Source organism: Desulfoluna sp. CLI2B (genome assembly GCF_056847375.1).
In genome coordinates this window covers 3,200,407-3,223,472 of sequence record NZ_CP186557.1, presented here as the reverse complement: position 1 = coordinate 3,223,472, position 23,066 = coordinate 3,200,407, and the positions used below count along the sequence as shown (strand labels likewise).

Below are 23,066 nucleotides of genomic sequence, written 5' to 3'. Positions count from 1 at the left end.
CGAGGGGGGGCAATGCCGACTTTTTGACGAAAGCATTATTCCTCTCATTAGAGGAATCGACAATTGTCTAAAAAACTGGAGCAAAAAAAACAAAAAAAGGCAGGATTTTCTCATCGGTTCTTCAACGGGTGAGCGGAGAGGGAAAGGGGGGCGGCGATACGAGGGGAAAAAGCCGGGGGGAGCCGTTTTTGCAAACGCTCTCCCCCGGCTGTTCTGTCTGTGGGGTTAAGCGGCGTTCTCCAGGGTCTTGACCATTTTTTCGCCGATTTTCTCGGCGGAGAGGCCGAAGAGTTCATCAATGGGAACCAGCTCTAAATAGGCGTCGTCCCAGGTATGGCCCATCTCCTGGACGATGTTGCGGATACGTTCGTGCTTGCCGCCCAGGGCCTTGGATTTGCTGTGGAGGGGAATGCGCCCCTCCTTGAATGTGACGTTGATGGAGAGGATGAATTCGATGACGTTGGCATTTTGGGAGAGAACCGGGATGATCAGGGTGTTCTTGTCGTCCTTGTTCCCCTTGCCGATAAAGACATTGCCTTCCCGGACGATGATGCTTTTGGTCCCCTTGAGTCGCGGATCGCTCTCCACCCTTGAGGTGGTGTGGGTGAAGATCCCGTCCTTGTCCACCAGGGAGATGGTGGTCTCGGGGGTGGCCTCGCCCAGGAGGTTGAGGCCGTCGATGCGGTAGAGCAGGGAGCCCTTGATGCCGGAGATTACCCCTTGCAGGTTTTTCAGAACCAGAACATTGGAACTGGTGATCTGGGGCAGGGTGATACCCCGGTGGTTCAGGGCATCGAACAGGATCCCTTCGAAGGTCTCGGTGATGCGGCTGGTGCCCACGGTGACGGTCTTGGCCTGGTGCTTGATGGCGTCCACGGGCCTTGCCATGGCGTTGATGGCATTGGAAAAGCAGCCGAAGAGCTTGTCCAGCATGTTGGACGGGGTGCCCTTGCAATCGAAGTCCAGCTCAAAATCCGCCGACGGGAGCTTGCCCGCGAGGTATTTCAGCAGCAGGGTGATGTCCGAGGCGGTGTTGAAGCCCAGGATGGGAGGCAACTTCCATTGCACCGGCTGATCGCGCAGAACCGCTGGTGAACCTTTGGTGATCTTTTCACGGAAGGCCTTCTCAAGAATGATCTCGTATAGGTTCATCCCTTTGGCCTCAAAGGAGGTGATGACCTTCTGCAGCTCCTTGCGGTGCTCAAAGATTACGCGGGAGCCATCGTTGATGGCAAGGGCCGCGTAGTAGCCCCAGATGTGGCCGGCCAGGGTGTTGATGATGGGGGCCAGGTGCTCGGAGACCTGGGGCACGTGGAAGATACTGGCCGCATAGTTGTTGAAGCGCTCCTCCCCTTCGCTGGCGATGACGATGGGAACGGCTTTGTGGGCGTGGAAGATGGCCGTGTCCTTGATGATATCGCCCAGGACGCTCTCCCGGGTGCCGGCGGCACAGACAATGATCAGGGGTTCGGAGGAGAGGTCGATGTGCTTTTTGTCCTCCACGAAGTCGCTGGAGATGGTTTTGTAGCAGAGCTCGCTGAGCTTGATGCGGATCTCGTCGGCAGAGGCCTTGTTGGCACCGCTACCCACCGATGCCCAGTAGGTGCGGCTCACGGCATGGGTGAAGGCCGACGCCTTGATGTCCTCGACCATGTCCAGGACTTTTCGCATTTTTGTGGGCAGGGCCAGCAGCTCGCGGATCTCTTCGGAGATGAATCGGGCATCGCGTTTTTTTGTCTGGCCGGCCAGGTGAAGTCCGATGAGGGCACCTGCCACGATCTGGCTGTAAAAGGCCTTGGTGGAGGCCACGCTCATTTCGATGTCGCGGCCGCTGCTGGTGTAGACGACGCCGTCCACTTTGAAGGTGAGATCTGAGTCGCGCCGGTTGACGATGGCCAGGGTGGCGGCTCCCTTGGCCTTGACCATGTCCACGGCCAGGTTGGTGTCCGTTGTGGTGCCGGACTGGCTGATGGCGATGACCAGGGCGTCGGCCATGGTGTCCCCGTCGCCGTCGCCCATCATGAACCCGGAGAGCTCCGAGGCTTTCAGGGGACAGACCTGGATGGCGGGGTCTCCCAGGTAATGGGTGAAGAGGTGAGCAATGGCCTGGGCCGCAATGCCTGCCGTGCCCTGGCCCACGAGAAAGACGCGCTTGATGGTTCCGTCCTTGATGCGGGCGATGGTGGCCTCGGGGATGGCGCTGTCGTCGAGCATGGTCTTGCAGAGCTCTTTTTTCCCGTCGATTTTCCAGCGGTTCTGCAGAGTCTTTTCCACGGAAGCGGGAGACTCGGAGATCTCCTTGAGGAAGTAGTGGGGAAAGTGCTGGCGGTCGATATCCCGGCTGGTGATCTCCGTCTCCATGACGGATTCGACGGTGACGGGCACCTCGGTGCCGTCGTAGTGGTAGGAGCGGATTCCGGCCTGGGCGCCTTCCAGGCGTGCCCTGGTGCCGTCCAGGACCACGATCTGGCCGGAGACGGGCTTGCCGTCTTTTCCGGTGATGGTCTTTTCGCCGTTAAGCTTGATGTAACGGGGGGTTTCCTCTACGAATCCGTACACCTCGGAGACGGCGATGTAGTGGTCTTCGGCGATGCCCACGAAAAGGGCCTGGCCGCTTCCCTTCTGGGCAAGAAAGAGCTTGCCCGGGGCCAGGTCTGTCTGCATGGTGATGGCGTGGGACCCATGGAAATCGTTGACGGCAAGGCGAAACGCTTCCTCGATGTCGTGACCTGCCTTGAGGTAGGTCTCGATCTGCATGGGGATGACCTTGGTGTCTGTGGTGATCTCCTTTTGGAGGGTGTCGAACCGGTCTTCGTACTCTCCTTTGAGGGAGGCGTGGTTGTCGATATCGCCGTTTAAGCTCACGTGGATGATGCCCGAGCGGGGGATGCGACCGTCGGTGTTCTGGTTGTCCACCGGGTGACAGTTGGCGTCGGTAATGGCACCCACCGAGGCCCAGCGTGTGTGGGAAGAGACCGTAAAATCGCTGCGTTTGAAGGTTGCCGCCACTTTGAGCAACAGGTCGTTTCGAATCTGTCTCCGGAGAAAATCGACGTTGTCGCCCAGGCTGCCGATCTCTGCGGCCCGTTTGTAGACAAAGGCAACGGAGGTGCTTTTTCCCCTCTCTTCCACTGCAATGGTGTTGTTGAGGAGGGTGTCGCCCTGGGACCGCTCGTTTAAGGTCTCTTCCAGGCCTTCAGCCTGAAGGAATTCCCTGAGCTTGGTCCATGTTTTCGCCGGGAAGGTGAACATCACGGAGATGCCTGCAGAGTCGCGCCCCCGGACTTCAAGGCGGTTGATGGCGTTCAAGGTGGTGTTGATCTTTTTGAAGGGTACGATCCATCCGTTGCCGGACTGAATCAGCTCGGCCCCGGCGAGGTCCCTGACGCTTCGGACGTTGGTGAGGGTCTCCTGGGTAAGGGACCAGGAGATATCCCGGAGTCCTTCCAGGGCATCGGCCACGGCATCGGTATCGGCCGGGGAGAGAAAACCCGCCTGTTCGGTGAAGGCCGCTTCTTCGCGGGTGAGGAGTTCGCGGATTGTCGTCGCGGCTCGGGAGAGGGCCTCAAGCTGGTCCTGGTTCTGCAGGAGAAGGGAGAAGAGGTGGTCCTCTTTGAAACGGCAGGCCTCGTTGTACAGGGCGGTGACCTGCTCCCGGCCGCCCAGGTAGTCGGTGGCGAGTTCGTCGCCTGCGTTGATGACGGCGTCGAGCCCCTTTGCGGACAGGATAGCGATGGCCTCCCCAAGGGTGGGGACGGGCCCCTCCGCAGGGCCCCTTTCAAAGGAGACAAGGCCGGCAAGGCCGCAGTTCAGGGTGTTGGGGGCATTGGGGAAGAGAACCCAGGCATGTCCGGTGAGTTCCTGGGGGCGCCTGCCGAAACAGATGGGGGCATTGAGCAGGGAGCGCAGGGTGGTCCAGGGTGTAGAAAACGTCCTTTTCATGGTTTAGATTCTCCAATGGTTTTATATCCGGGCGCCGCAAAGGACGGGCGCGTGGTTTGTAAAAAACGTACCGATTCATCTTGCTGCTGCCTCCTGTGGCTCTGCCGGAGGCCAACCATTTAAAACCCTTTGATAAACAGGCCTTGTCTAAGCCGTTGAAGGCTCCGCCGAAGTAATTTCGACATGTTCGCACCTGTATCAGGAAAATTTTTTGCGGAGCTTTTTATCAAAAAAACGAATGCATCACGGGGTCTGGATGGGGTCCGTGGCGGTTGTCGTTCTCATGGTTACGGAACGCGCTATCTTTTGAGTTATACCACAGCTTGAGGGCCAAGGTCCCCAAAAAAACCGGCCCCGTTTCTCCTGGCCGTTGGGTGGCTCAGCTGTCGCCGGGGGAGGTGGCCTGCCGGGCTTCGGCGATGTGGGAGCTGTCAGGTTCAGGGGGGTGGCTGAAGTAGCAGGTGATGGCTTTTCGCGCATAAGCGCTGGCCCGGGTCCCTATGTACGCCTGGTGCCCCACCACCACGGCGATGGCCATGGATCGCCCCGTTTTTTTCTCTTTGGCAAATCCCACGAACCAGTCCACGCGCACATCGCGGGCCTTGTTGGAGATGGACCCTGTTTTTCCGCCAAGGGTGAGGTTTTTCAAGACAGGGTCTCTGCGGTACCCGGCAAAGCTTTTGCGGGCCGTGCCGGAGCGGATGGTGCGCTGCATGAGCTCATTGAGGGTGGAGGAGACCTGCTGGGGCACGGCGCGACCCAGGGTCGGCGGGCGAGGCACGGAGAGCTCTTCGCCTCCGTCCGTTGTCACCGAGTCCACGAGGTACGGAGCGGGGATCTTCCCGCCGGTGACGGCTGTGGCGCCGATGAGGGCTCCGTGGAGGGGAGAGATCCGGGTTACCCGGTTGAACCCGCAGGCAACTTCCGCCCACTGGTAGGGCTCTTCCCCGATGGCAAGGATACTCTTTTCCACGGGCAGGTCAAAGGCGATGTCCTGATTGAAGAGAAACCGGTCCGCGTATCCCGACAGGTTCTCTTTCTTGAGCTTGAGGGCGCCCAGCTTGCCGAAGACCGGGTTCACGGACTGGGCAAAAGAGTCCCGAAACGAGATGGTGTTGGTGTACTTGTTTTTCTTCTCGTTGAGCTGTCGCTTGTAGAGGGTGTACTTCCCCCCGTTGAAAGAGAGGGTGCTCCGGGGGGTCAGGCCCAGCTTTTCTGCGGCGGCTGAGGCGGTGATGATCTTGAAGATGCTGGCGGCGGGGTAAGCGGCTTCAAGGCTGGGGTTTGTGATGCCCTCGTCCTTGCTGAAGCCGGCCATGGAGAGAATACGTCCGGTGGCCGGGTCCATGGCCACTGCAGCCACATAACGCGGTGTGCCGCGTTTTCGGGCAATATTGCGTTTGAATTCACTGATAAGAAGGGCCTGGAGCTCCAGGTCCAGGGTGGTGGTGACCGTGAGCTCCTGCTCTCCCTGGATAACCTGAAGCACCTTGTGATCCAGGTGGGCCAGGGACTTGGGGGCAAGAAGGCCTTTCAGGTTGTCCTGGCTGAGAAGGTTGGGGTTCTCTTCCGGGGCAGGGGGCGCAGCCGTGAAGGTCTCTTTGACCCGAGGCGCCACGACGATGGCCAGGGCCACGACAAGGGCCACCAGGGCGCCGCCTGCAAGGCCGCGCAAGGCGCCTTTTTTAAAGCTTTTGGATCGTTCTTTGATCTTTTGGCGTTGCTTCAGGCTCTGCTGGTAAGCTCGCCAGTCCTGTTTTTGCTGTCGCATAGGTCTCGTCGGAGGTGTCGTGATAGTGTCAGGCGCCCCAAAACCAAGCATACAAGGGCAGCAGGTGTTGAACCGGCTTCGCGAGCCGGGATGCGTCAGCCCGAAGGGCCTTCGGGCTGACGCCGTGTCCATGTCTCCATGCCTTTTTTCGTCAAGGCGGCGAAACGATTACTTAACGGGTGTTCCCGGCTTCAAACCCTCCACATCAAAGGTGGCAAGGGAGAGGTTTTTGCGCTTGGTGGCGGCCAGGAGCATGCCCTGGGACTCCACGCCCATGAGGGTGGCAGGGGCCAGGTTGGCAACCACCACCACCTGGGTTCCCTTGAGCTCTTCCGGGGTGTAGCTTTTGGCGATGCCCGCCACCACGGTGCGGGGCGTGCCTTCCCCCAAGTCCACGGTGACCTTGAGGAGCTTGTTGGCCTTGGGAATGGGCTCGGCATCAAGAACCGTTCCCACGCGCAGGTCCAGGTTCTGGAAGTCGTCGAAGCTGATCTCCGGCTTCAGGGGCGTTGCCAGGGCCTTTTTGGCCGGGGCGGGCTTGTCCTTGGCCTGGGCCTTTTCAAAGGCCTTCAGGTCGATGCGGGGAAAGAGCGCCTTGGCCTTGGTGATGGCACCGCCCGGGGCAAGGGCGCCCCAGTTCTCAAAGGAGGAGAGGAGCATGGGGGTGTCCCCTGTGCCCAGGTGTTCCAGCATGGCCTTTGCCGTGCCCGGCATGACCGGGGAAATGAGCCCGGCCACCACCCGGAGACCTTCCAGGAGGTTGTACATGACCGTCTTCAGACGCGGGGCCTGGGCCTCGTCTTTGGCCAGGTCCCAGGGGGCTGTCTCGTCCACGTATTTGTTCATGCGGCCCACAAAGGTCCAGATCCCTTTCAGGGCCCGGTCAAAGGCGAAAAGGGGCATTTCGGTGCGGAAGGCCTCGCGGGCAGCATCCGCGTCGCCGGCCAGGGAGAGCTCGTCCATGAGGGCGGCATCGGGCTCGGGAACCACCCCGCCGAAGTACTTGAAGCTCATTGCCACCACTCGGGAGAAGAGGTTCCCCAGGTCGTTGGCCAGGTCGTAGTTGATGCGCTTGACAATGGCCTCTTCCGAGAAGTTGGAGTCGTGGCCGAAGGCCATGTCCCGCATGAGGAAGAACCGATAGGCGTCCACGCCGTAGGTCTCCAGCAGGTAATCGGGGCTGGCCACGTTGCCGAGGCTCTTGGACATCTTGGCGTCGCCCATGTTCCAGAACCCGTGGACGTTGAGGGTGTTGAAAGGGGAGAGGCCTGCCGCCTTGAGCATGGTGGGCCAGTAGATGGCGTGGGTCTTGAGGATGTCCTTGGCCACGATGTGCTGCACCTTGGGCCAGAAGGTGGCGAATTTGTCGTCTTCGGGATATCCCAGGGCCGAGACGTAGTTGAGCAGGGCATCGAACCAGACGTAGGTGACGTAGTTTTCGTCAAAGGGCAGGGTGATGCCCCAGGTGAGGCGTGACTTGGGCCGGGAGATGCAGAGATCCTCTAAGGGCTCCTTTAAAAAGGAGAGCACCTCGTTGCGGTACTGTTTGGGGCGGATAAAGTCGGGGTTGGCCTCGATGTGGTCGATGAGCCACTGCTGGTACTTGCCCATGCGGAAGAAGTAGTTGGACTCCTTGATGCGCTTGGGCTCTTTTTTGTGGTCCGGGCACTTGCCGTCCACCAGCTCACGTTCCAGGTAGAAACGCTCGCATCCCACGCAGTAGAGGCCCTCGTATTCCGAGTAGTAGATGTCGCCGTTGTCGTAGATCTTCTGGAGGATGTCGGCCACCACCTTCTTGTGGCTTTCGTCGGTGGTACGGATAAAGTGATCGTTTTCAACGGAAAGCTTGGGCCACAGGTCCCTGAAGAGGGCGCTGATCTGGTCGGCGTACTCCTTGGGGCTGCACGCGTTGGCTTCAGCCGCCTCGGCGATTTTGTCCCCGTGTTCGTCGGTGCCGGTAAGGAAAAAAGTTTCGGCGCCGAGCATTTTGTGGAAGCGGCTCACCACGTCGGCTGCGATGGTGGTGTAGGCATGACCCAGGTGGGGCTTGGCGTTAACGTAGTAGATGGGCGTGGTAATATAAAAAGGATCGGTCTGGTTCATGGATCTCATCTCTGTTGGTTCTGTTCTGGGTCGTGCCCGCAGGCTCCGGCTGCGCAAAGGGGCCTGAAGGCACCGGGCGGGCAGTCGTGACGGCACCGCCGGGTGCATGAAGGGCGCCTTGCCGGGTAAGGCTTCTTATCCTCTGGGTTTGTCCGGTTTGACGTTGTCCAGGTCGGCTTCGTACTCGCCCCCCTCATCGAGCCTGACGGTGAGGCGGTTGCAGATGACGTTGTGACGGATGACCTTGCCGCGGCCCTTGTCCGTGGTGACGAATTTTCCCACCTTGGGATAACGCTCTTTGAGCTTCTTGTAGGTGGCGTCTTCAAAGGTCAGGCAGCACATGAGCCGTCCGCAGAGGCCGGAAATCTTGGTGGGGTTGAGGGAGAGTCCCTGCTCCTTCGCCATTTTGATGGAGACAGGCTCAAACTTCTCAATAAAGGACGAACAGCAGATCTCCCGGCCGCATCGCCCGAGGCCCCCGCACATTTTGGCCTGGTTGCGGATGCCCACCTGGCGCATTTCAATGCGCAGGCGGAACTGACGGACAAGGATCTTGACCAGCTCGCGGAAGTCCACGCGTCCGTCGGCCGTGAAGAAAAAGGTGAGCTTGCTGGCGTCAAAGGTGCTTTCCACGGCAAAGAGGTTCATCTCCAGGCCGAGTTTTTCCACCTGCTGCTGGCAGAAGTCGTGGGCCTCGGTTTCGAGAAGGATGTTCTTCTCCCGCTGCCTGACGTCCTCTTCCGTGGCCAGGCGAAACACCTTTTTCAAAGGGCTGCCGGTCTCTTTTTTTTCCAGGGGTTCCGGCGGGGTGGCCACCACCCCTAAGCCGAGCCCCTGCTCGGTGGTGACGATCACCTTGTCGCCCACGTTGAGGACATAGGGACCGCTGTTGAAATCGTATATTTTTCCGGCCGGTTTGAACCGAATGCCGACTACTTTTTCCATAGGTCTGTGCCACACTGCTTGGGTGAAAAAAGGCTGCTTGCCGCATGGGCATGCGGAAAAGCACGTATGCCCCTTCGTGCACGGCGTAAGTAAGGCTGCGGTGCAGCCTGCCGAGGCAAAGGGGCACGACAATTGGGGGAAGCCGAAAGCGATCAGCTCTGCATCAGCTTCAACGCCATCACCTCCAGGGTGTGCCGCAACACGGTGTTGCCGTCGATGCGCTGAAGGGTGTCCCGGAGCGTGTCGGCCATGGCGGTGAGCCGCGGCATCTCGAATCGGGCCGCATCGGCTTCCAGCTGCGGCATGAGGTCGCGGTTTACCACACGCCCGGGGTCCAGTTTACAGACCATCAGGTCGTGGAGGTAATGCCCGACCAGTGAGAGGGACCGGATGGCCTTCTCTTTGTCCCTTCCCAGCACCTCGGCAAAGGCCAGTGCATGGGAGAGATCTCCCCGTCCCGGCAGGGGCAGGGCCGTAAAGAGCCAGTTGCGCTGTGCAAGCCAGGCCTCCACGCCGCCTTTCCCCGAAACCATCTCAAGGGCCCGGGCATAGCTGCCGTCACTTAAGGCGGCCACTGCTTCGGCCTGCTGCCGGGGCAGGTCCGTCTCTGCCGTGAGGCATCGGACCACGGTTTCCTGCTCAAGGGGCCGAAACGCGACGAGCTGGCAACGGGACAGGACCGTGGGCAAAAGCTCCGAAGGCTGGCAGGTGGTCAGGATAAAAAAAGTCCCGGCCGGAGGCTCTTCCAGCACCTTTAAAAGGGCGTTGGCTGCCTCGCGGTTCATGTGGCCCGCCTCCCGGATCACAATGACCCGATGGGTTGCCTCCAGCGGTTTTGCAAGCAGAGTATTGCATAGATCACGGATCTGCGAAAATTCCAGCACGGGTGCCGTCCGGCTCGATAACCCGGATGTCCGGGTGGCTTCCGGCCTCGATTTTACGGCAGCTTCGGCAGGTGCCGCAGCGAAGGGAGAAGAGGGGGTGGCACTGGGGCTCCGACGGTGTGTCGGGGCTTTGGCAGTTGAGGATCTGGGCCAGGGTAAGGGCTGCTTCGGCCTTGCCGGTTCCGGCGGGGCCGGAGAAGAGCAGGGCGTGGGGGAGGGTGTCGTGACGTGTCATGGACAGGAGGGCGGAAAGTGGCTGCTCCTGTTCTGGGAAGTGTTCTAACATAGATGGTGCCACCTGTGAGTATGATGACGCGGGGTCTCCGGGTGAAAACCGCCATTTTTCTCAAAAAAAAACGGCACGTGACTCGGGACGGCTGTGAGGCGGTTGCCTTTGCCGGCCGTCCCGGCAGTGCCTTGGCTGTCCCGACGGGAGTCGGGGACACCGCCGAGCCGTTGTCGGCGGGCGGTGCCATACCCGGAAAAAGGGGCGCTAGTAGTCCACGCGCTCCTTGAGCTCCTTGCCGCACTTGAAGAAGGGCAGCTTTTTGGGGCTGATGAGCACTTTGTTGTCACTTTTGCAGTTGCGGCCGGTGTAGCTCTTGTACTCTTTGACGTAAAAAGAGCAGAGGCCGCGAATCTCTACGCGGTCTCCGCGGGTCAGGGCGTCGGTCATTGAATCAAAAAAGATCTGTACAACCTCCGCAGCTTCCGCTTTGGAGATATTGGCTTCGTTTTTCAGTGTGGAGATCAGCTCCAGTTTATTCATACATCCTCCTTAGAATACTAAGACTTATCTTTCAATCTGGACGCCTCGCGGGCGTTGCATCGCTCTTAAATAAACGTAAATCCATAGCAAGTCAAGGGGTTATGGAGAAGTTTTGAGCGGATTGCGGAAAAAAGTGAAATCCCCTGATTTTTCGACGGCCCCGTCCCTCGGGGATGCAAGGGGCGGGGCGTTCTAAACCTCGTTTTACGGGACGCGTTCGATGTCCGTGTCGGAAACATGGACCGCTGCTGACTGCCCCAGGATATCAATATTGACGATGACCCGGCCCTGGCCGAGGTTTTTGGCAAAGATGCCCGTGATCCCCTCAAAGGGGCCCCGGGTCACAATGACCGCCTCCCCTTCCAGGAAGGTGGCGGCGGTGAAGATCTCTTCCCCGGCGGAGACCATGATCTGAAGGGAGGAGAGGGACTCCTCCGGGATGGCCACCGGTCCCCGGGTGCTCCCCAGGACGCGGACCACGCCGATGGTCTTCAGGATGGAAAGGTGGTTCTCAGGGGTAAGCCCCGCCTTGACAAAGACATAGCCGGGAAAGATGGGGACATCCAGGACCACACGGCGGTCCTTTCGCCGGCTCGGCTTTTTCATTTTGGGGAGAAAGGTCTCAAAGGACTTCTTGGTCAGGTTTTCGAATACCACATTTTCAAATCGACTCCGCGTGTGAAGGGCGTACCACATCTCATCCGTCGGGGTGATAATCGTCATGTGAAGATCCTCAAAAAGGTGTCATGGGTGGCGCGCCGTTCTCCCAATAAGGAGGGTACGGCGCGCAGTTCTGTTGTCTTGATCAGTTGGCGTCGTAGCTGCTGTCGAAGCCGCCGAGGCCGGTCAGCTCCACGCCGAAGACGATTTTCGTGTCGTCGGTGGAGTCTTCATACCGGGTGAACAGGGACCAGCATGAGGAGGTGTAGGTGACGCCTACGGATTTCTTGATGTCTTCGTTTTCCTCGATGTCCCGCTCGTAGTCGCAGTCCAGGGTGATGCGGTCAAAGAGGCCCGTTTTAAACCGGGCCACAAGGCTGTTGGTGGACTCGTAGCTTGTGGACGGGGTGATGCCCAGGCTTTCGTGGATGCTCTCCAGGGGGTCCCGCTTTTTTCGGTGGCTGATGCTGAAGAGCCTTGTCTCTTCGGTTCCCATGATCAGGGCGGTGTTCTGGGTGAGCATTTCGGATTCGTACCAGCTCCAGGTGCCGTCAAATTTGAAGTAGAGGTTCATGGCCGGGTTGAAGATCAGCTCGGCGTAAAAGGGCCTGAAGGGTTCCTGGGTGAGGCCGTTGCGCCATTTGGTGGGGTCGGACTCCTGCTCTTCCTGGATATCATAGGTCTGGGAGATGGTTCCGGTGAGGAGATCCCGGTAGACGGGGATACCCTCGCCGTTTTTCTTGGAGGTCAGGATGGAGTCCAGCTTCAGGGTGATCTGGTTTTTGCCGTCGATTTCGTCAATGGAGTCAAAGCGCGGGTACTCGGACTCCTCCAGGCGATCCTGCCAGTCGTAGGTCAGGGTCGGCTTGATTCGGTGGCGGGCCTTGTCCGCCCAGTCGGCATCTGTGTTGAAAATCCGGTAAAACTCCGTTGAGATGTCCGTGGTGAACTCGGGAACGGCGGCGGAATGGGTCCCGGAAAGGGCATCGGATGAATCCTGTGTGTCGATATCCCACCAGAGGCCTTTCACCCCTGCGCTGGGATCCACGGAAAAGGCGCCCACCTTGAAGGGCATGTAGACCTTGGGCAGGACGTAGGTGCGCTCGCCGTCGTAGAGGGCGTCGGTGAGGTCTTCCCGGTAGAAGCTGGTGGCCCCGCCCGTGACGGAGACCTGGAGGGGCGTGGTGCCCAGGGCGGTCCGTGACTGGGTCATGGTGAGGGTGGGCAGCTGCTGGAGGGTGGAGTCCTCGGTGTCCTGGGAGCGGGCCACGACGTCATCGTTCCAGATGCCCGCGAGGCTGGCGGTGAAGGCGTTGGTGGTTTTGGTGACCGAGAGCTTGTTGGTCCTCACCGTGTCGGTGTAGTCATCAAGGGTACGTCCCATGAACTCTTCCATCTCGTCCTGGGTGGCTTCGAAGCCTCCGGGGCCGTCCTTGAACTCCCTCAGGTAATCCTGGTCGCTGACCCAGTCCAGATCGAGTTTGGCTTTGAACCCGCCGCCGAGTTCCTGGTCGGCCTTACCGCGGAACCAGTAGCGGTCCGTGTTGGTGCGGTCCGGGGAGCCGTCGTATCCGTAATCGGAGTTGGCGCTGGTGCCGTCGTCGATTTTCTGGTCGTCGAGGCCTTCGACGGAGAAGATCCCCCTGGACAGGGCGCTTGCCATGTACCGGAACTCAACGCCTCCGCGGAGGCCGCGTTCGGTCATGTAGTTTGTGTAGACCGTGGCGTCCATGCTGTCGCCCATGGTGACGAACAGGGGCTGGATGATGTCCAGGCCTTTGCGTGAGGAGTAGCCCACAAGGGGTGCCAGCAGGCCTGTCTGCCGTTTGATTTTAACGGGGAACAGGAGGTACGGGGTGTAGATTACGGGGAGGCCGGCCGTTTTGAGCATCACGTGGTGGGCCGTGCCGTAGCCTTCGATGGTGATGTCCAGCTTGCGACCGGTGATGGACCGAACCAGTCCGGCCTTGCTGTCGCAGGCGGTGATGCGCGACCCTTCGGCGGGCGTCGTCCTCACCCTTCGGCAGCGGGTGCGCCGGGATCACCAGGTACGGTGATGCTTGATGAACACCTGCTCGTCGTGATGGTGCTTGGCGAGTCGATGGCGCAGGCGATGGGCGGCCTCCGGGCGGCCGTCTTTGTCGGTCTCCAGGTCATCGCCCTCGGCCTCGGCAGTGCCTTCCTGGATGTGGTAGGTCACGTGGTCGGCGTGGAGGGTCACCGAACCGTCGGTGACCAAAACGTTGCCTTCGGCGACGTAGACCCCTTTGGCCGCGTCATGGGCCAGGCTGTCCGCGGTGATGTTTACCGGGGCCTTGCCGGGCGTGGGGGCGGCAGAGGCGGATTGAACCGTAAGGGTGAGGATGCTTAGCAGGAGAAACCATGTGAATCTGTGCGGAAAGACCATGTTGAAGCGTGCCTGTGTCGTCTGTCACCCCCAATGACTAAGGGGCTGGGTTGAGGTCTCCGGCCGGTGACGGCCCAGGGTGCCCCGGTGGACGGGCCCTGTGGGATCCGACCGACGTCGAGGCGTCGAAGAACAAGTGTGGCTTTGATTTTTCCCCGGCCATCACGTATGATGCCCTCGAAAAAAGTCACGGGCTGAAAACGCCCTGCATCTCCTCATTGCCTGAGGAAGAAGATGCCGTGGCGTTGAAGAGTATTGCTGAATTTACCGGGTGCGTATACCGTTGCCCTGTGGGTCGGTCCGGCCCCTGTCCTTTAGACGTGCCGACGGGACGTTTTCGAGACCACCCGAGTTATAAACCCCGAATACCCTGAAAAGTCAAGTTGAACATGGGGCGGGGACTGTACGGCACATGCCGCATTGCGTGGAAACGAAGCCACCGGAAATGAGTTGAGGAACGACTATGCTGATTACCCTTGAAGGGATTGAGGGCTCTGGGAAGAGTACTCAGATAAAACGGATAACGGCCCACCTGGAGAAGCTGGGGCGCCGGTGCATCACCACGCGGGAGCCCGGAGATACGCCCATCGGTAAGAAAATTCGGGCGATCCTTCTGGACCCGGAGAACCGTGAACTTACCTCCCTTGCGGAGCTTTTCCTTTATGCGGCCGACCGTGCCCAGCACCTGGGGGAGCGGGTTCTTCCCCACCTTGAGGCCGGTGACGTGGTGGTGAGCGACCGCTTTTTCGATGCCACCACCGCCTACCAGGGATATGCCCGGGGCCTGGACCTTGAGGTGATTGAGAAGATCCACGGCATGGTGCTTAAAGGGCTGCGGCCCGACCTGACCCTCATCTCCGGACTCCTCGAGGTGGGCCTGGGACGGGCCATCTCCGCCATTGAGGCGGGGGACCGCACCGTTGCTGAATCCCGGTTTGAGCAGGAGGCCCTGGCCTTTCACGAGAAGGTCCGGGCCGGCTACCTGGCCCTTGCCCACCGTGAGCCCGACCGCTTTGTGATTATTGATGCCACCCTCTCTCCCGATGAGGTAACCGAGGCCGTGGCACGGGCCATTGATGAACGGCTCGCCCGAAGGGTGAGAAAATCGTGAATTACATTTTGTGTTTTTGAAATGTCTAATTTTTTCACAGCAACCGCCTCTAATAGGTTTGAATAATTGCAAATAGCCCTTTTTTTTATGAAATATCCGGGCTGAGGGATGAAAAGAGCTGAGACCATGACGACCCATACGATTCTGGATGCCATCGGCAACACCCCCCTTGTGGAGGTGACGCGCTTGAATCCCAACCCCCGCGTGCGTATCCTTGCCAAGCTTGAGTATGTCAACCCCGGTGGCTCCATCAAAGACCGCGCCGCCCTGTCCATGATCGAGTATGGGGAGAAAACCGGGGCCCTGACCCCGGACAAGACAGTCATCGAAGCCACCAGCGGCAACACGGGCATCGGCCTGGCCATGGTCTGTTCGGTGAAGGGGTACCGACTGAAGCTGGCCATGAGCGAGGCCGTGAGCGAAGAGCGCCAGAAGATCCTTCGCGCAAGGGGCGCTGAGATTGTCCTCACCCCGGGCCACCTGGGCACCGACGGGGCCATCGACGAGGTCACCCGGCTTGTGGCCGAACACCCGGAGGCCTACTATCGCAGCAATCAGTACAGTTCCCCGGCCAACTGGATGGCCCACTACCACGGCACCGGCCCGGAGGTCTGGGCGCAGTGCGAGGGGCAGGTGGATTGCGTGGTGGCCTCCATGGGCACCACCGGGACCCTCATGGGGCTCTCCCGGCGCATGAAAGAGTACAGGCCGGAGATTCGTATTGTGGGGGTCGAACCCTATCTCGGCCACGGCATCCAGGGTCTCAAGAACATGAAGGAGGCCAATGAGCCCCCTATTTATGAGCGCAGCCGCCTGGACGAGAAGGTTAACGTCGAAGACGACGAAGCTTTTGAGATGACCCGGCGCCTTGCCGCAGAAGAAGGGCTCTTTGTGGGCATGAGCAGCGGGGCGGCCATGGTGGCCGCCGTCAAGGAGGCTGAGGCCATGGAGTCGGGGACCGTGGTGGTGATCCTGCCTGACGGCGGGGAACGGTATCTCTCCACGCATCTCTTTTCCGTCAAGGACAAGCCCGGGCCTATGCTGTACAACACCCGCACCGGTCGGCGGGAAATGTTCGCCCCCAAAGATCCCGGGGTGGTGACCCTTTATTCCTGTGGCCCCACGGTCCATCAGCGACTCGACCCTTCCTCATGCGCCGCTTTCTCTTCTCGGACCTTCTCAGCCGCTATCTGGGCTACCGGGGGTTTGCCGTTCGCCATGTGGTGAACATCACGGACCTGGACGACAAGACCATTGCCGGTGCTGCGGAGCAGGGCGTGCCCCTGGCTGAATTTACCCGTCACTGGATCGACTTGTTCCACAAGGACCTTGCCGCTTTGACCATCAAGGCTCCCGAAGCCTGTCCCAAGGTGAGCGATCACGTGGATAAGATGGTATCGGTCACCGAGGAGCTCCTTAAAAAAGGAGTGGCCTACGAAAAGCTGCGGTCCGTCTACTTTGACATCTCCCAGGTGGAGACTTACGGGAGTATGTCCGGGGTGGATCTGGAGAAGATCCGCCTGGGGGCCACCGTGGACCTGGATGAATATGAAAAGGAGAACCCCCGGGACTTTACCCTTTTTAAACGCACCCGGGGCCGGGAGCGTGAGATGGGTGTGAGCATTGCCACCCGGTGGGGGCGGGTTCGGCCCTCCCTCCACGTGCAGTGCGCGGCCATCTCCATGGCGTTTCTGGGGGGCGGTTTCGATATTCACACCAGCAGCCGGGAGCTTTTGTTCCCCCACCATGAAAACGAAGAGGCCATAGCCCGGGCCCTCACCGGCGAGCCCCTGGCCCGGTTCTGGCTCCACTGCGACCGGGTTCTGGTCCGTGGCCGCAAGATGGCTGGCAACGGCGAACGCATGACCCTGGAGGATATTCGGGGCATGGGCTTTGACGGTCGTGTCCTGCGGTACTGGCTTCTGTCCGGGCACTATCGCAAGCCCCTGAACTTTTCCCGGGAGCGCCTGGAGGAGGCGGCCAAGGCCCTTGCCAAGATTGATGCCTGCATCCATGCCCTCATGGCGCGGGAGTCCGGGCGTCCCTTCACCGACCTGGACCAGGTTGTCTACGATATCCGGCGGGGCCTCATTGATGCCATGGACGACGACCTCAACGTGTCCCGCTGCCTGGCGGTTATATTTCGGGCCATCCGGCGGATCAACGCCCTGTTGGGCGATGGCTGGATCGACGCGGACGGCGCCCGGGAGCTTCTCAAGATTTTTCGGGATGTGGATCAGGTCCTCGGGGTCTTTGACTTTTCGGATGAAAAGGGGACCTGCCGCGATGAGGTGGCGTCCCTGGTGGCTGAGCGGGACCGGGCCAGGGAGATGGGGGCGTGGGACCGGGCCGATGCCCTGCGTGACCGTCTGGAGGCCATGGGGGTCACCGTTCGGGACGCCCGGGTCGACGAAGGTGGCGATTTTGCCGTGCACGGTACATGGGTCTTGATGCCGCAGCAAGCGGCGCATACCTTAAAGAAAGATGATTTAACATCGGAGGATTACTGAATAATGATGCGCGTGGACCATACTTTCCCCATACCCATATGAGCGATGCCGTGGCCCAGGTGCTGACGCCGCTGTTCGACGAGGTGGTCATCACCAAGGCATCGACCGCAGACCCTGTCCCCGACGGGGTCACAGCCCTTGGTCCCTCCCCTGAAGAGGAGGCGCGCCTGTGTGCCCTGCTGGCGGACTGGCGGCAGTTCAGCGGGCTCCATGGGGAGGGGCTTGCCACCTATGCCCGTGGCCTGGGCCAGCGGGTGGACCCTCTGGATGAGTTGCTCGCCTCCCAGATCAAATGTGAGCTCCAGCGCCAGATCAAGGGCGATACGGCCCGCAACGAGGGGGCCGATGCCGTGACCACGGCCCGGGCCCTTCTCAGCCTGGCCGCAGAGTATGACCTGAGGCACCGGGATCTGGATGACGACCTGTGCCGCATCGACGCCAGGCAGCAGGCGCTTCTGGATACCTTGAAAGGAGAGGTGGCGGAGGGCCGAAGCCGTCGAATCCCGCGAGAAAAGGCGGCGGGGAGGTGAAGATGATGCAGCGCCTCTCTGCCTGGGGGAGCCTCTTCACAGCCGAAGGGGAGGCCTGCCCGGACCGCCTCTTTGTCACCACCAGCCGGGAAGCCCTGGATCTGGTGGCGGAGCACGGAGGCATTGCCCTGGAAGAGCTCGGGGTGCTCCGGGGCGTGGGCCTGAGGCGCGAAAGCCTGGAAGCCCTGTTTGCCGGGGACCCTTCGGGAGTCCCCCTGGAAACGGGGTCCGATGACGGTGGGGTGCCCGTCACGTTCACGATATGCATCGCTCGTGGTGAACACCCGTATAATCTATTTAACCGGTTTGCTCGCGGGACAAATGTTTCCCTGCAGAATCGGACTGTTCAAGGTTCTGAAATAAAAGAAGATGTGGTCTTCGTCTTGGCGGAAGAGATTGCCCCTGACTAGTGATTGCGCAAGGGGCTTTTTATGGATGCTACTTTTTTAAAAACCATATTGACAGCCCCTGAAAAATATATAATGAATAGATCTGACTTCGTCAGGACAGATTATTTTCAGGCGTTTTCAGCCTGATTTTAGTTTGGGTGAGAATATAACTGAATATTTTTTAAGGAGGCTTTAAGATGGGTTTCGAACCTAAAGTAGATGTCGACAAGTGCACCGGTTGCGAAGAGTGTGAGCCACGCGACCGCAGGATATTTGAGATGAAGGACGGCAAGTCCAGCGCTGCAAACGCAGAAGAGTGCCTTGGCTGCGAAAGCTGCATTGAAGTTTGCGAATCCGACGCGATTACTGTTGAAGAAAACTAGTTGACGTTTTTTTCATGAATCCCCGACGTGCTCCGGCGCTGTCGGGGATTTTTTTTCCCGCCCCTTTCGTACACGCCTTTCAGATCCTCTTTTGAAAACACGTGGTTTTGTGCTTCCGGCACCTGCAGAGGGTGAACATCCACCTTGCCCGGGAGAGCATTTTGTGATACGTCGGTTTTTTATACATATCTCTTAAAAGCGGAATTGTTTGGTTTATGAAACAGTATGTCATTGATGAACTGAGACCCGAGGATTACGACAAGATCAAAGCCTGGTTGGACGACAACCTGGAGAGATCGGCCCTGGGAGATCTTTACTGGCTTCCCCTGGACAGCGGACTGCTCAATGACGTTCAGCGGGAACACACGGACTGCGCCCCCCATGTTTTTGCCCTGGAGTTGGGGCCCACCAGCCTTTCCTGCGAACTGCTTGTCCGGACACGAAAAAAGGTCACCTGCCCCTGCATCGGCTACGCGACAGATCAACAGTTTCTCTGGCTTGTGGGGCGCATGGACGAGCTCTTCCAAGCGGCCGGGGTCCTCTGTTAGCGTCATGGACCCTTTCGCTCCCCGTGCCGACGGCATGGGAGACACGCAACACCCATCTTTGCCGTCTTTGGCTATGGATGGCCATTATCATACACGTTTGACAAGATCATCAATCAACATCACGAGACTGGGTGAATAGATGGAACACAATGTATCACCGGAAGGCGACAAGGCCTTGAGAATCATTCCCCTGGGAGGACTGGGCGAGATCGGGCTCAACATGATGGTGATTGAGTACGGTGATGACGCGATCATCATCGACGCCGGGCTGATGTTTCCGGAAGATTACATGCTCGGTATCGACATCGTGATTCCGTCCATGGATTACATCAAGCAGAACGCCTCGAGCATTCTGGCCGTGATCCTGACCCATGCCCACGAAGACCACATCGGGGCACTGCCCTACCTTTTAAAAGAGGTGGACATACCGGTCTACGGCACCTCCTTTACCCTGGGCGTGGTGCGCAGGAAGCTGGAAGAGCAGGCGGGCCTGGGCTCCTCCTCCCTCAATGTTTTCCACGCAGGGGAGCTGCTCCGCATCGGTCCCTTTGAGGTGGACCCCATCCGGGTGAGCCACTCCACGGTGGACGGGGTGGGCCTTGCCGTACGGACCCCCCGGGGCGTGATTGTCCACACCGGCGACTTCAAGATCAACCTGTCGGGCAACGAGTCCACCATGACCGACGTCAACAGCTTTGCCCGTTACGGGGAGAAGGGGGTCCTGGCCCTTTTGTCCGACTCCACCAACGTGGAAAAACACGGCTACACCATCTCCGACGGCGAGGTGGCCGATTCGTTGAGGCGCATTGCCTTTGACGCCGAAGGGCGTATCGTGGTGGCCCTGTTCGCCTCCAACGTGGCGCGCATCCAGCAGATCGTGGACATTGCCGAGAAAAAAGGCTGCAAGGTGGTCTTCTGTGGACGCTCCGTGGAACTCACCGTGAAAATTGCCCGGGAGCTGGGGTACCTTCATATCCCGCAGGGGATGGAGCTGGACATCCGTCGCAGCAACGATTTCCCGGCCAACCGCCTGATCCTCATCACCACCGGGAGCCAGGGAGAGCCCATGAGCGCCCTGGCCCGCATGGCCGCCGGAAACCACAAGCACATCAAGATCCGGAAAGACGATACCATCGTCTTCTCATCCAAGATCATCCCGGGTAACGAGAAGGCCATCGCAGGGATCATCAACACCATCTATCGCCTGGGCGCCAACGTGGTGTACGAAAAAACCGCGCCGGTGCACGTGTCGGGCCACGCCCATCAGGAAGAGCTCAAGACCATGATGCACCTGACCCGGCCCCGCTACTTTATCCCCATCCACGGCGAATATCGCCATCTGGTGCACCACGCCCGCCTGGCCGAATCCGCAGGCATTCCCGAGGAAAACGTGGTCCTGGCCGAGAACGGGGACATCATCACCTTTGACGACGACGGCGCTCGCCTGGACGGCAAGGTGGCCACAGGCCGCGTGCTGGTGGACGGCAAAGGGGTGGGGGACGTGGGGCGCAGCGTCCTGAAAGAGCGGCAGATGCTGGCCGAGGACGGACTGGTGGTGGTGACCATCGTGTTTGACGAAGAGACCGGGGTCATTGTGTACGGCCCTGAGATCGTCTCCCGGGGGTTTGTCTTCTGGACGGCCACGGGGCACCTTCTGGACGACGCCCAGTGCGTCATCCTTGAGGTGGTGGAGGAGGTGGGCATGGACGCCCCCAACCGCACGGATCTCATCCGGTCCAAGATTCAAAAGGCGCTGCGCCAGTACTTCAACTTTACCATCAAGCGCCGACCCATCATCGTTCCCGTCATCATGGAGCTGTAGATTCGGATGCGAAAAGAGATCACCGGTACCCTCCTGTTTTTTCTTGTGGTGTTGACCCTGATCAGCCTGGTTTCCTACAACTGGACCGACCCGTCCATCAACCATGCCGGGGCGTCGTCCGCCCATGTCAAGAATCTCTTCGGGCTCCTGGGGGCCCACATCGCCGGGTTTCTCATCGGGCTCGCCGGTATGGGGGCCTTCTGGATCCCGGTGCTGCTGCTCATCGCCAGCGTCCATTTCCTGAGCAACCGTGAGGGAAAGAGCCTCTATTTTATCACCGGGGGCGGCGTGATCCTGGTTTTTGCCACCGGTACCCTCCTGGCCATGGTCTCGGGCCTTGACTACTATATCCTCTTTGACAACCGGTTCCCCGCAGGGGGCCTGATTGGGAGCATGCTCAAAGGGGCGCTCCTGAAATACACCAACCTCACCGGCGGGCTCATCATTATCAGCGTGGCCATTTTCATCGGCCTGATCCTCTCCACCGGGTTCTCCTTTATTGCCCTCTACCACTTTATGAGGGGGCGCTGGAAAAAAGCACAGGAGCACAGGGCGCGCCGTAAGGTAAAAAAAGACCTGGAAAAGAGTGTGAAGACCGCCAAGGTCAAGGAGAGAAAGGCCAACCGCAAGGTGGCCAAGAGCACACCGGCCGATGCCTGCGAGGTGAAGATCAAGAGTGTCAAGCCCAAAAAGGCCCACACCGCCACCGTGGCCCAGCAGGCTGAGTTCAGCTTCATGAGCCCCGGCGAGACCAAGGGGTACCGGCTCCCCACCATCTCGTTTCTCAATGACCCCGTCGAAGAAGAGGGTGCGGTCATCGACAACGAGAGCCTGCGCATGCTGTCGGTTCAGCTTGAGAAGAAGCTGGAGGACTTCGGGGTGATGGGCAAGGTGTCCGAGGTTTCCCCCGGGCCTGTGATCACCACCTTTGAATACAAGCCCGCCCCCGGGGTGAAGATCAACAAGATCGTGAACCTGGCCGATGACCTGGCCCTGGCCCTCAGGGCCATCAGCATCCGCATCGTGGCCCCCATCCCCGGCAAGGACGCCATCGGCATCGAGGTGCCCAACGATGTCCGGAGCAAGGTGTGGTTCAAGGAGATCGTCACCTCCAGCAGTTTCATCAAGTCCAAGTCCCCGCTGTGCATGTGCCTCGGTCACGACATCGTGGGCAATCCTGTTTCCGCCGAGCTCAACAAGATGCCCCACCTGCTCATCGCCGGTGCCACGGGCGCGGGCAAGAGTGTGGGCTTAAACGTCATGATCTCCAGCCTGCTGTTCAAGTCCACCCCGGACGACGTGCGCATGATCATGGTGGACCCCAAGCGCATTGAGCTCTCCGTCTACGACGGCATCCCCCATCTCATCACCCCGGTGGTCACGGACATGAAAAAGGCCACCAACGCTCTGTTCTGGGCCGTTCGGGAGATGGAGCGGCGCTACGAACTCCTGGCCCAGTACAAGGTCCGGAACATCGACCAGTTCAACAAAAAAGCCGAGAAACTCGCCCAGGAAGCCAAGAAAAAAGGGCCCGCAAAACCGGCCCCCCAGGATGCCGAAGGCGCCCAGGTACCGCCGGAGCCCACAGAGCCTCCGGAGAAGCTCCCCTTTATCGTCATTATCATCGACGAGTTGGCCGACCTCATGATGGTGGCCTCCCGGGACGTGGAGGTGGCCCTGACCCGCCTGGCCCAGATGGCCCGTGCATCGGGTATTCACATTATCCTGGCCACCCAGCGGCCCAGCGTGGATGTCCTCACCGGTATCATCAAGGCGAACTTTCCCACGCGTATCTCCTTTCAGGTCTCCTCCAAGACCGACTCGCGGACCATCATCGATGCCAACGGGGCGGAGAACCTCCTGGGCATGGGGGACATGCTCTACCTGCCGCCGGGTACGGCCAAGCTCATGCGAATCCACGGGGCCTTTATCTCCGATGACGAGCTCAGTGAGCTTATCAGTTTCTGGAAGGCGCAGCAGGGACCGGGCTACGACTCCTCCATCCTCGACACGCCCCCTGAGGCGGCTGCCGCCGAAGGAGGCGACGAGGAGTACGATGAAAAATACGACGAAGCCGTGGCCCTGGTGACCCGAACCCGGCAGGCTTCCATCTCCAGCGTCCAGCGTCACCTGCGTATCGGATACAACCGGGCCGCCCGCATCATCGAGGCCATGGAGCGTGACGGGGTCATCGGCCCTGCCGACGGCTCCAAGTCCCGGGAGATCCTGGTGGCATCCTATGACGAGTAGGGTTTTCTGCCGGGTGACATTATTTCATTGATGTGATCGGGG

At 59.8% G+C, this 23,066-nt stretch carries 19 protein-coding genes; 9 read left to right on the top strand and 10 right to left on the bottom strand.

The genetic code is table 11. The features are described from left to right. Window positions 1-225: 225 nt before the first annotated feature. The 10 genes from ACOYW2_RS15150 to ACOYW2_RS15105 form a co-directional block, all read right to left on the bottom strand. On the bottom strand, window positions 226-3,942 hold the full coding sequence (locus tag ACOYW2_RS15150) for an SIS domain-containing protein (protein ID WP_482767009.1): 3,717 nt from the start codon (window positions 3,940-3,942) through the stop codon (window positions 226-228). Between the two features lie 379 nt (window positions 3,943-4,321). Next, window positions 4,322-5,713 (bottom strand): penicillin-binding transpeptidase domain-containing protein, encoded by a 1,392-nt coding sequence (locus ACOYW2_RS15145; protein WP_482767008.1) that lies wholly within the window; start codon window positions 5,711-5,713, stop codon window positions 4,322-4,324. 168 nt (window positions 5,714-5,881) lie between these two features. Continuing rightward, a complete protein-coding gene (gene metG / locus ACOYW2_RS15140) occupies window positions 5,882-7,816 on the bottom strand; it encodes a methionine--tRNA ligase (protein WP_482415638.1) in 1,935 nt (644 codons plus the stop codon). A 135-nt stretch (window positions 7,817-7,951) separates the two neighbouring features. Further along, entirely contained in the window at window positions 7,952-8,761 is an 810-nt protein-coding gene (locus ACOYW2_RS15135; RefSeq protein WP_180143215.1) for a PSP1 domain-containing protein, read from the bottom strand. 152 nt (window positions 8,762-8,913) lie between these two features. Beyond that, the gene (locus ACOYW2_RS15130) at window positions 8,914-9,645 is read right to left on the bottom strand and encodes a DNA polymerase III subunit (RefSeq protein ID WP_482767007.1); all 732 of its coding nucleotides are present in this window, start codon (window positions 9,643-9,645) and stop codon (window positions 8,914-8,916) included. Then, window positions 9,620-9,931, bottom strand: coding sequence for a hypothetical protein (locus ACOYW2_RS15125; RefSeq protein ID WP_482418881.1), 312 nt, complete (start codon window positions 9,929-9,931; stop codon window positions 9,620-9,622). The genes ACOYW2_RS15130 and ACOYW2_RS15125 overlap by 26 nt, the downstream gene beginning before the upstream one ends. Window positions 9,932-10,138: 207 nt before the next feature. Further along, on the bottom strand, window positions 10,139-10,414 hold the full coding sequence (locus tag ACOYW2_RS15120) for an HU family DNA-binding protein (RefSeq protein WP_482767006.1): 276 nt from the start codon (window positions 10,412-10,414) through the stop codon (window positions 10,139-10,141). A 204-nt stretch (window positions 10,415-10,618) separates the two neighbouring features. After that, the gene (nusG, locus tag ACOYW2_RS15115; protein ID WP_246317822.1) at window positions 10,619-11,137 is read right to left on the bottom strand and encodes a transcription termination/antitermination protein NusG; all 519 of its coding nucleotides are present in this window, start codon (window positions 11,135-11,137) and stop codon (window positions 10,619-10,621) included. An 82-nt stretch (window positions 11,138-11,219) separates the two neighbouring features. Next, window positions 11,220-13,091 carry an LPS-assembly protein LptD gene (locus ACOYW2_RS15110; RefSeq protein WP_482767005.1) on the bottom strand — a complete coding sequence of 624 codons (1,872 nt, stop codon included), beginning with the start codon at window positions 13,089-13,091 and terminating at the stop codon, window positions 11,220-11,222. A 24-nt stretch (window positions 13,092-13,115) separates the two neighbouring features. Further along, window positions 13,116-13,481 carry an LptA/OstA family protein gene (locus ACOYW2_RS15105; protein WP_482418879.1) on the bottom strand — a complete coding sequence of 122 codons (366 nt, stop codon included), beginning with the start codon at window positions 13,479-13,481 and terminating at the stop codon, window positions 13,116-13,118. 463 nt (window positions 13,482-13,944) lie between these two features. Here ACOYW2_RS15105 and tmk point away from each other — a divergent pair, with 463 nt between their 5' ends. From tmk to ACOYW2_RS15060, 9 genes are all read left to right on the top strand, one after another. Then, window positions 13,945-14,592 (top strand): dTMP kinase, encoded by a 648-nt coding sequence (tmk, locus tag ACOYW2_RS15100; RefSeq protein ID WP_482767004.1) that lies wholly within the window; start codon window positions 13,945-13,947, stop codon window positions 14,590-14,592. A gap of 126 nt (window positions 14,593-14,718) precedes the next feature. Next, window positions 14,719-15,819 carry a PLP-dependent cysteine synthase family protein gene (locus tag ACOYW2_RS15095; protein ID WP_482767003.1) on the top strand — a complete coding sequence of 367 codons (1,101 nt, stop codon included), beginning with the start codon at window positions 14,719-14,721 and terminating at the stop codon, window positions 15,817-15,819. Then, entirely contained in the window at window positions 15,744-17,102 is a 1,359-nt protein-coding gene (locus ACOYW2_RS15090; RefSeq protein WP_482767002.1) for a DALR domain-containing protein, read from the top strand. Before ACOYW2_RS15095 ends, ACOYW2_RS15090 begins: the two co-directional genes overlap by 76 nt. A 50-nt stretch (window positions 17,103-17,152) precedes the next feature. Further along, window positions 17,153-17,632, top strand: coding sequence for a hypothetical protein (locus tag ACOYW2_RS15085; RefSeq protein WP_482767001.1), 480 nt, complete (start codon window positions 17,153-17,155; stop codon window positions 17,630-17,632). 2 nt (window positions 17,633-17,634) lie between these two features. Further along, window positions 17,635-18,042, top strand: a complete 408-nt coding sequence (locus ACOYW2_RS15080) for a hypothetical protein (RefSeq protein ID WP_482767000.1) — start codon at window positions 17,635-17,637, stop codon at window positions 18,040-18,042. A gap of 176 nt (window positions 18,043-18,218) precedes the next feature. Further along, a complete protein-coding gene (locus tag ACOYW2_RS15075) occupies window positions 18,219-18,404 on the top strand; it encodes a 4Fe-4S binding protein (protein WP_482418872.1) in 186 nt (61 codons plus the stop codon). Between the two features lie 215 nt (window positions 18,405-18,619). Further along, on the top strand, window positions 18,620-18,952 hold the full coding sequence (locus tag ACOYW2_RS15070) for a hypothetical protein (RefSeq protein WP_482766999.1): 333 nt from the start codon (window positions 18,620-18,622) through the stop codon (window positions 18,950-18,952). Window positions 18,953-19,091: 139 nt separating this feature from the next. Continuing rightward, a complete protein-coding gene (locus tag ACOYW2_RS15065) occupies window positions 19,092-20,774 on the top strand; it encodes a ribonuclease J (protein WP_482766998.1) in 1,683 nt (560 codons plus the stop codon). 6 nt (window positions 20,775-20,780) lie between these two features. Continuing rightward, window positions 20,781-23,024 carry a DNA translocase FtsK gene (locus ACOYW2_RS15060; RefSeq protein ID WP_482415646.1) on the top strand — a complete coding sequence of 748 codons (2,244 nt, stop codon included), beginning with the start codon at window positions 20,781-20,783 and terminating at the stop codon, window positions 23,022-23,024. Window positions 23,025-23,066: the final 42 nt, after the last annotated feature.

What these genes read in the sequence shown, in the direction of transcription:
- ACOYW2_RS15150 (WP_482767009.1), bottom strand. Translation starts at nt 3,942, where the DNA reads ATGAAAAGGACGTTTTCTACACCCTGGACCACCCTGCGCTCCCTGCTC.
- ACOYW2_RS15145 (WP_482767008.1), bottom strand. Translation starts at nt 5,713, where the DNA reads ATGCGACAGCAAAAACAGGACTGGCGAGCTTACCAGCAGAGCCTGAAG.
- metG (WP_482415638.1), bottom strand. Translation starts at nt 7,816, where the DNA reads ATGAACCAGACCGATCCTTTTTATATTACCACGCCCATCTACTACGTT.
- ACOYW2_RS15135 (WP_180143215.1), bottom strand. Translation starts at nt 8,761, where the DNA reads ATGGAAAAAGTAGTCGGCATTCGGTTCAAACCGGCCGGAAAAATATAC.
- ACOYW2_RS15125 (WP_482418881.1), bottom strand. Translation starts at nt 9,931, where the DNA reads ATGTTAGAACACTTCCCAGAACAGGAGCAGCCACTTTCCGCCCTCCTG.
- ACOYW2_RS15120 (WP_482767006.1), bottom strand. Translation starts at nt 10,414, where the DNA reads ATGAATAAACTGGAGCTGATCTCCACACTGAAAAACGAAGCCAATATC.
- nusG (WP_246317822.1), bottom strand. Translation starts at nt 11,137, where the DNA reads ATGACGATTATCACCCCGACGGATGAGATGTGGTACGCCCTTCACACG.
- ACOYW2_RS15105 (WP_482418879.1), bottom strand. Translation starts at nt 13,481, where the DNA reads ATGGTCTTTCCGCACAGATTCACATGGTTTCTCCTGCTAAGCATCCTC.
- tmk (WP_482767004.1), top strand. Translation starts at nt 13,945, where the DNA reads ATGCTGATTACCCTTGAAGGGATTGAGGGCTCTGGGAAGAGTACTCAG.
- ACOYW2_RS15095 (WP_482767003.1), top strand. Translation starts at nt 14,719, where the DNA reads ATGACGACCCATACGATTCTGGATGCCATCGGCAACACCCCCCTTGTG.
- ACOYW2_RS15090 (WP_482767002.1), top strand. Translation starts at nt 15,744, where the DNA reads ATGCGCCGCTTTCTCTTCTCGGACCTTCTCAGCCGCTATCTGGGCTAC.
- ACOYW2_RS15080 (WP_482767000.1), top strand. Translation starts at nt 17,635, where the DNA reads ATGATGCAGCGCCTCTCTGCCTGGGGGAGCCTCTTCACAGCCGAAGGG.
- ACOYW2_RS15075 (WP_482418872.1), top strand. Translation starts at nt 18,219, where the DNA reads ATGGGTTTCGAACCTAAAGTAGATGTCGACAAGTGCACCGGTTGCGAA.
- ACOYW2_RS15070 (WP_482766999.1), top strand. Translation starts at nt 18,620, where the DNA reads ATGAAACAGTATGTCATTGATGAACTGAGACCCGAGGATTACGACAAG.
- ACOYW2_RS15065 (WP_482766998.1), top strand. Translation starts at nt 19,092, where the DNA reads ATGGAACACAATGTATCACCGGAAGGCGACAAGGCCTTGAGAATCATT.
- ACOYW2_RS15060 (WP_482415646.1), top strand. Translation starts at nt 20,781, where the DNA reads ATGCGAAAAGAGATCACCGGTACCCTCCTGTTTTTTCTTGTGGTGTTG.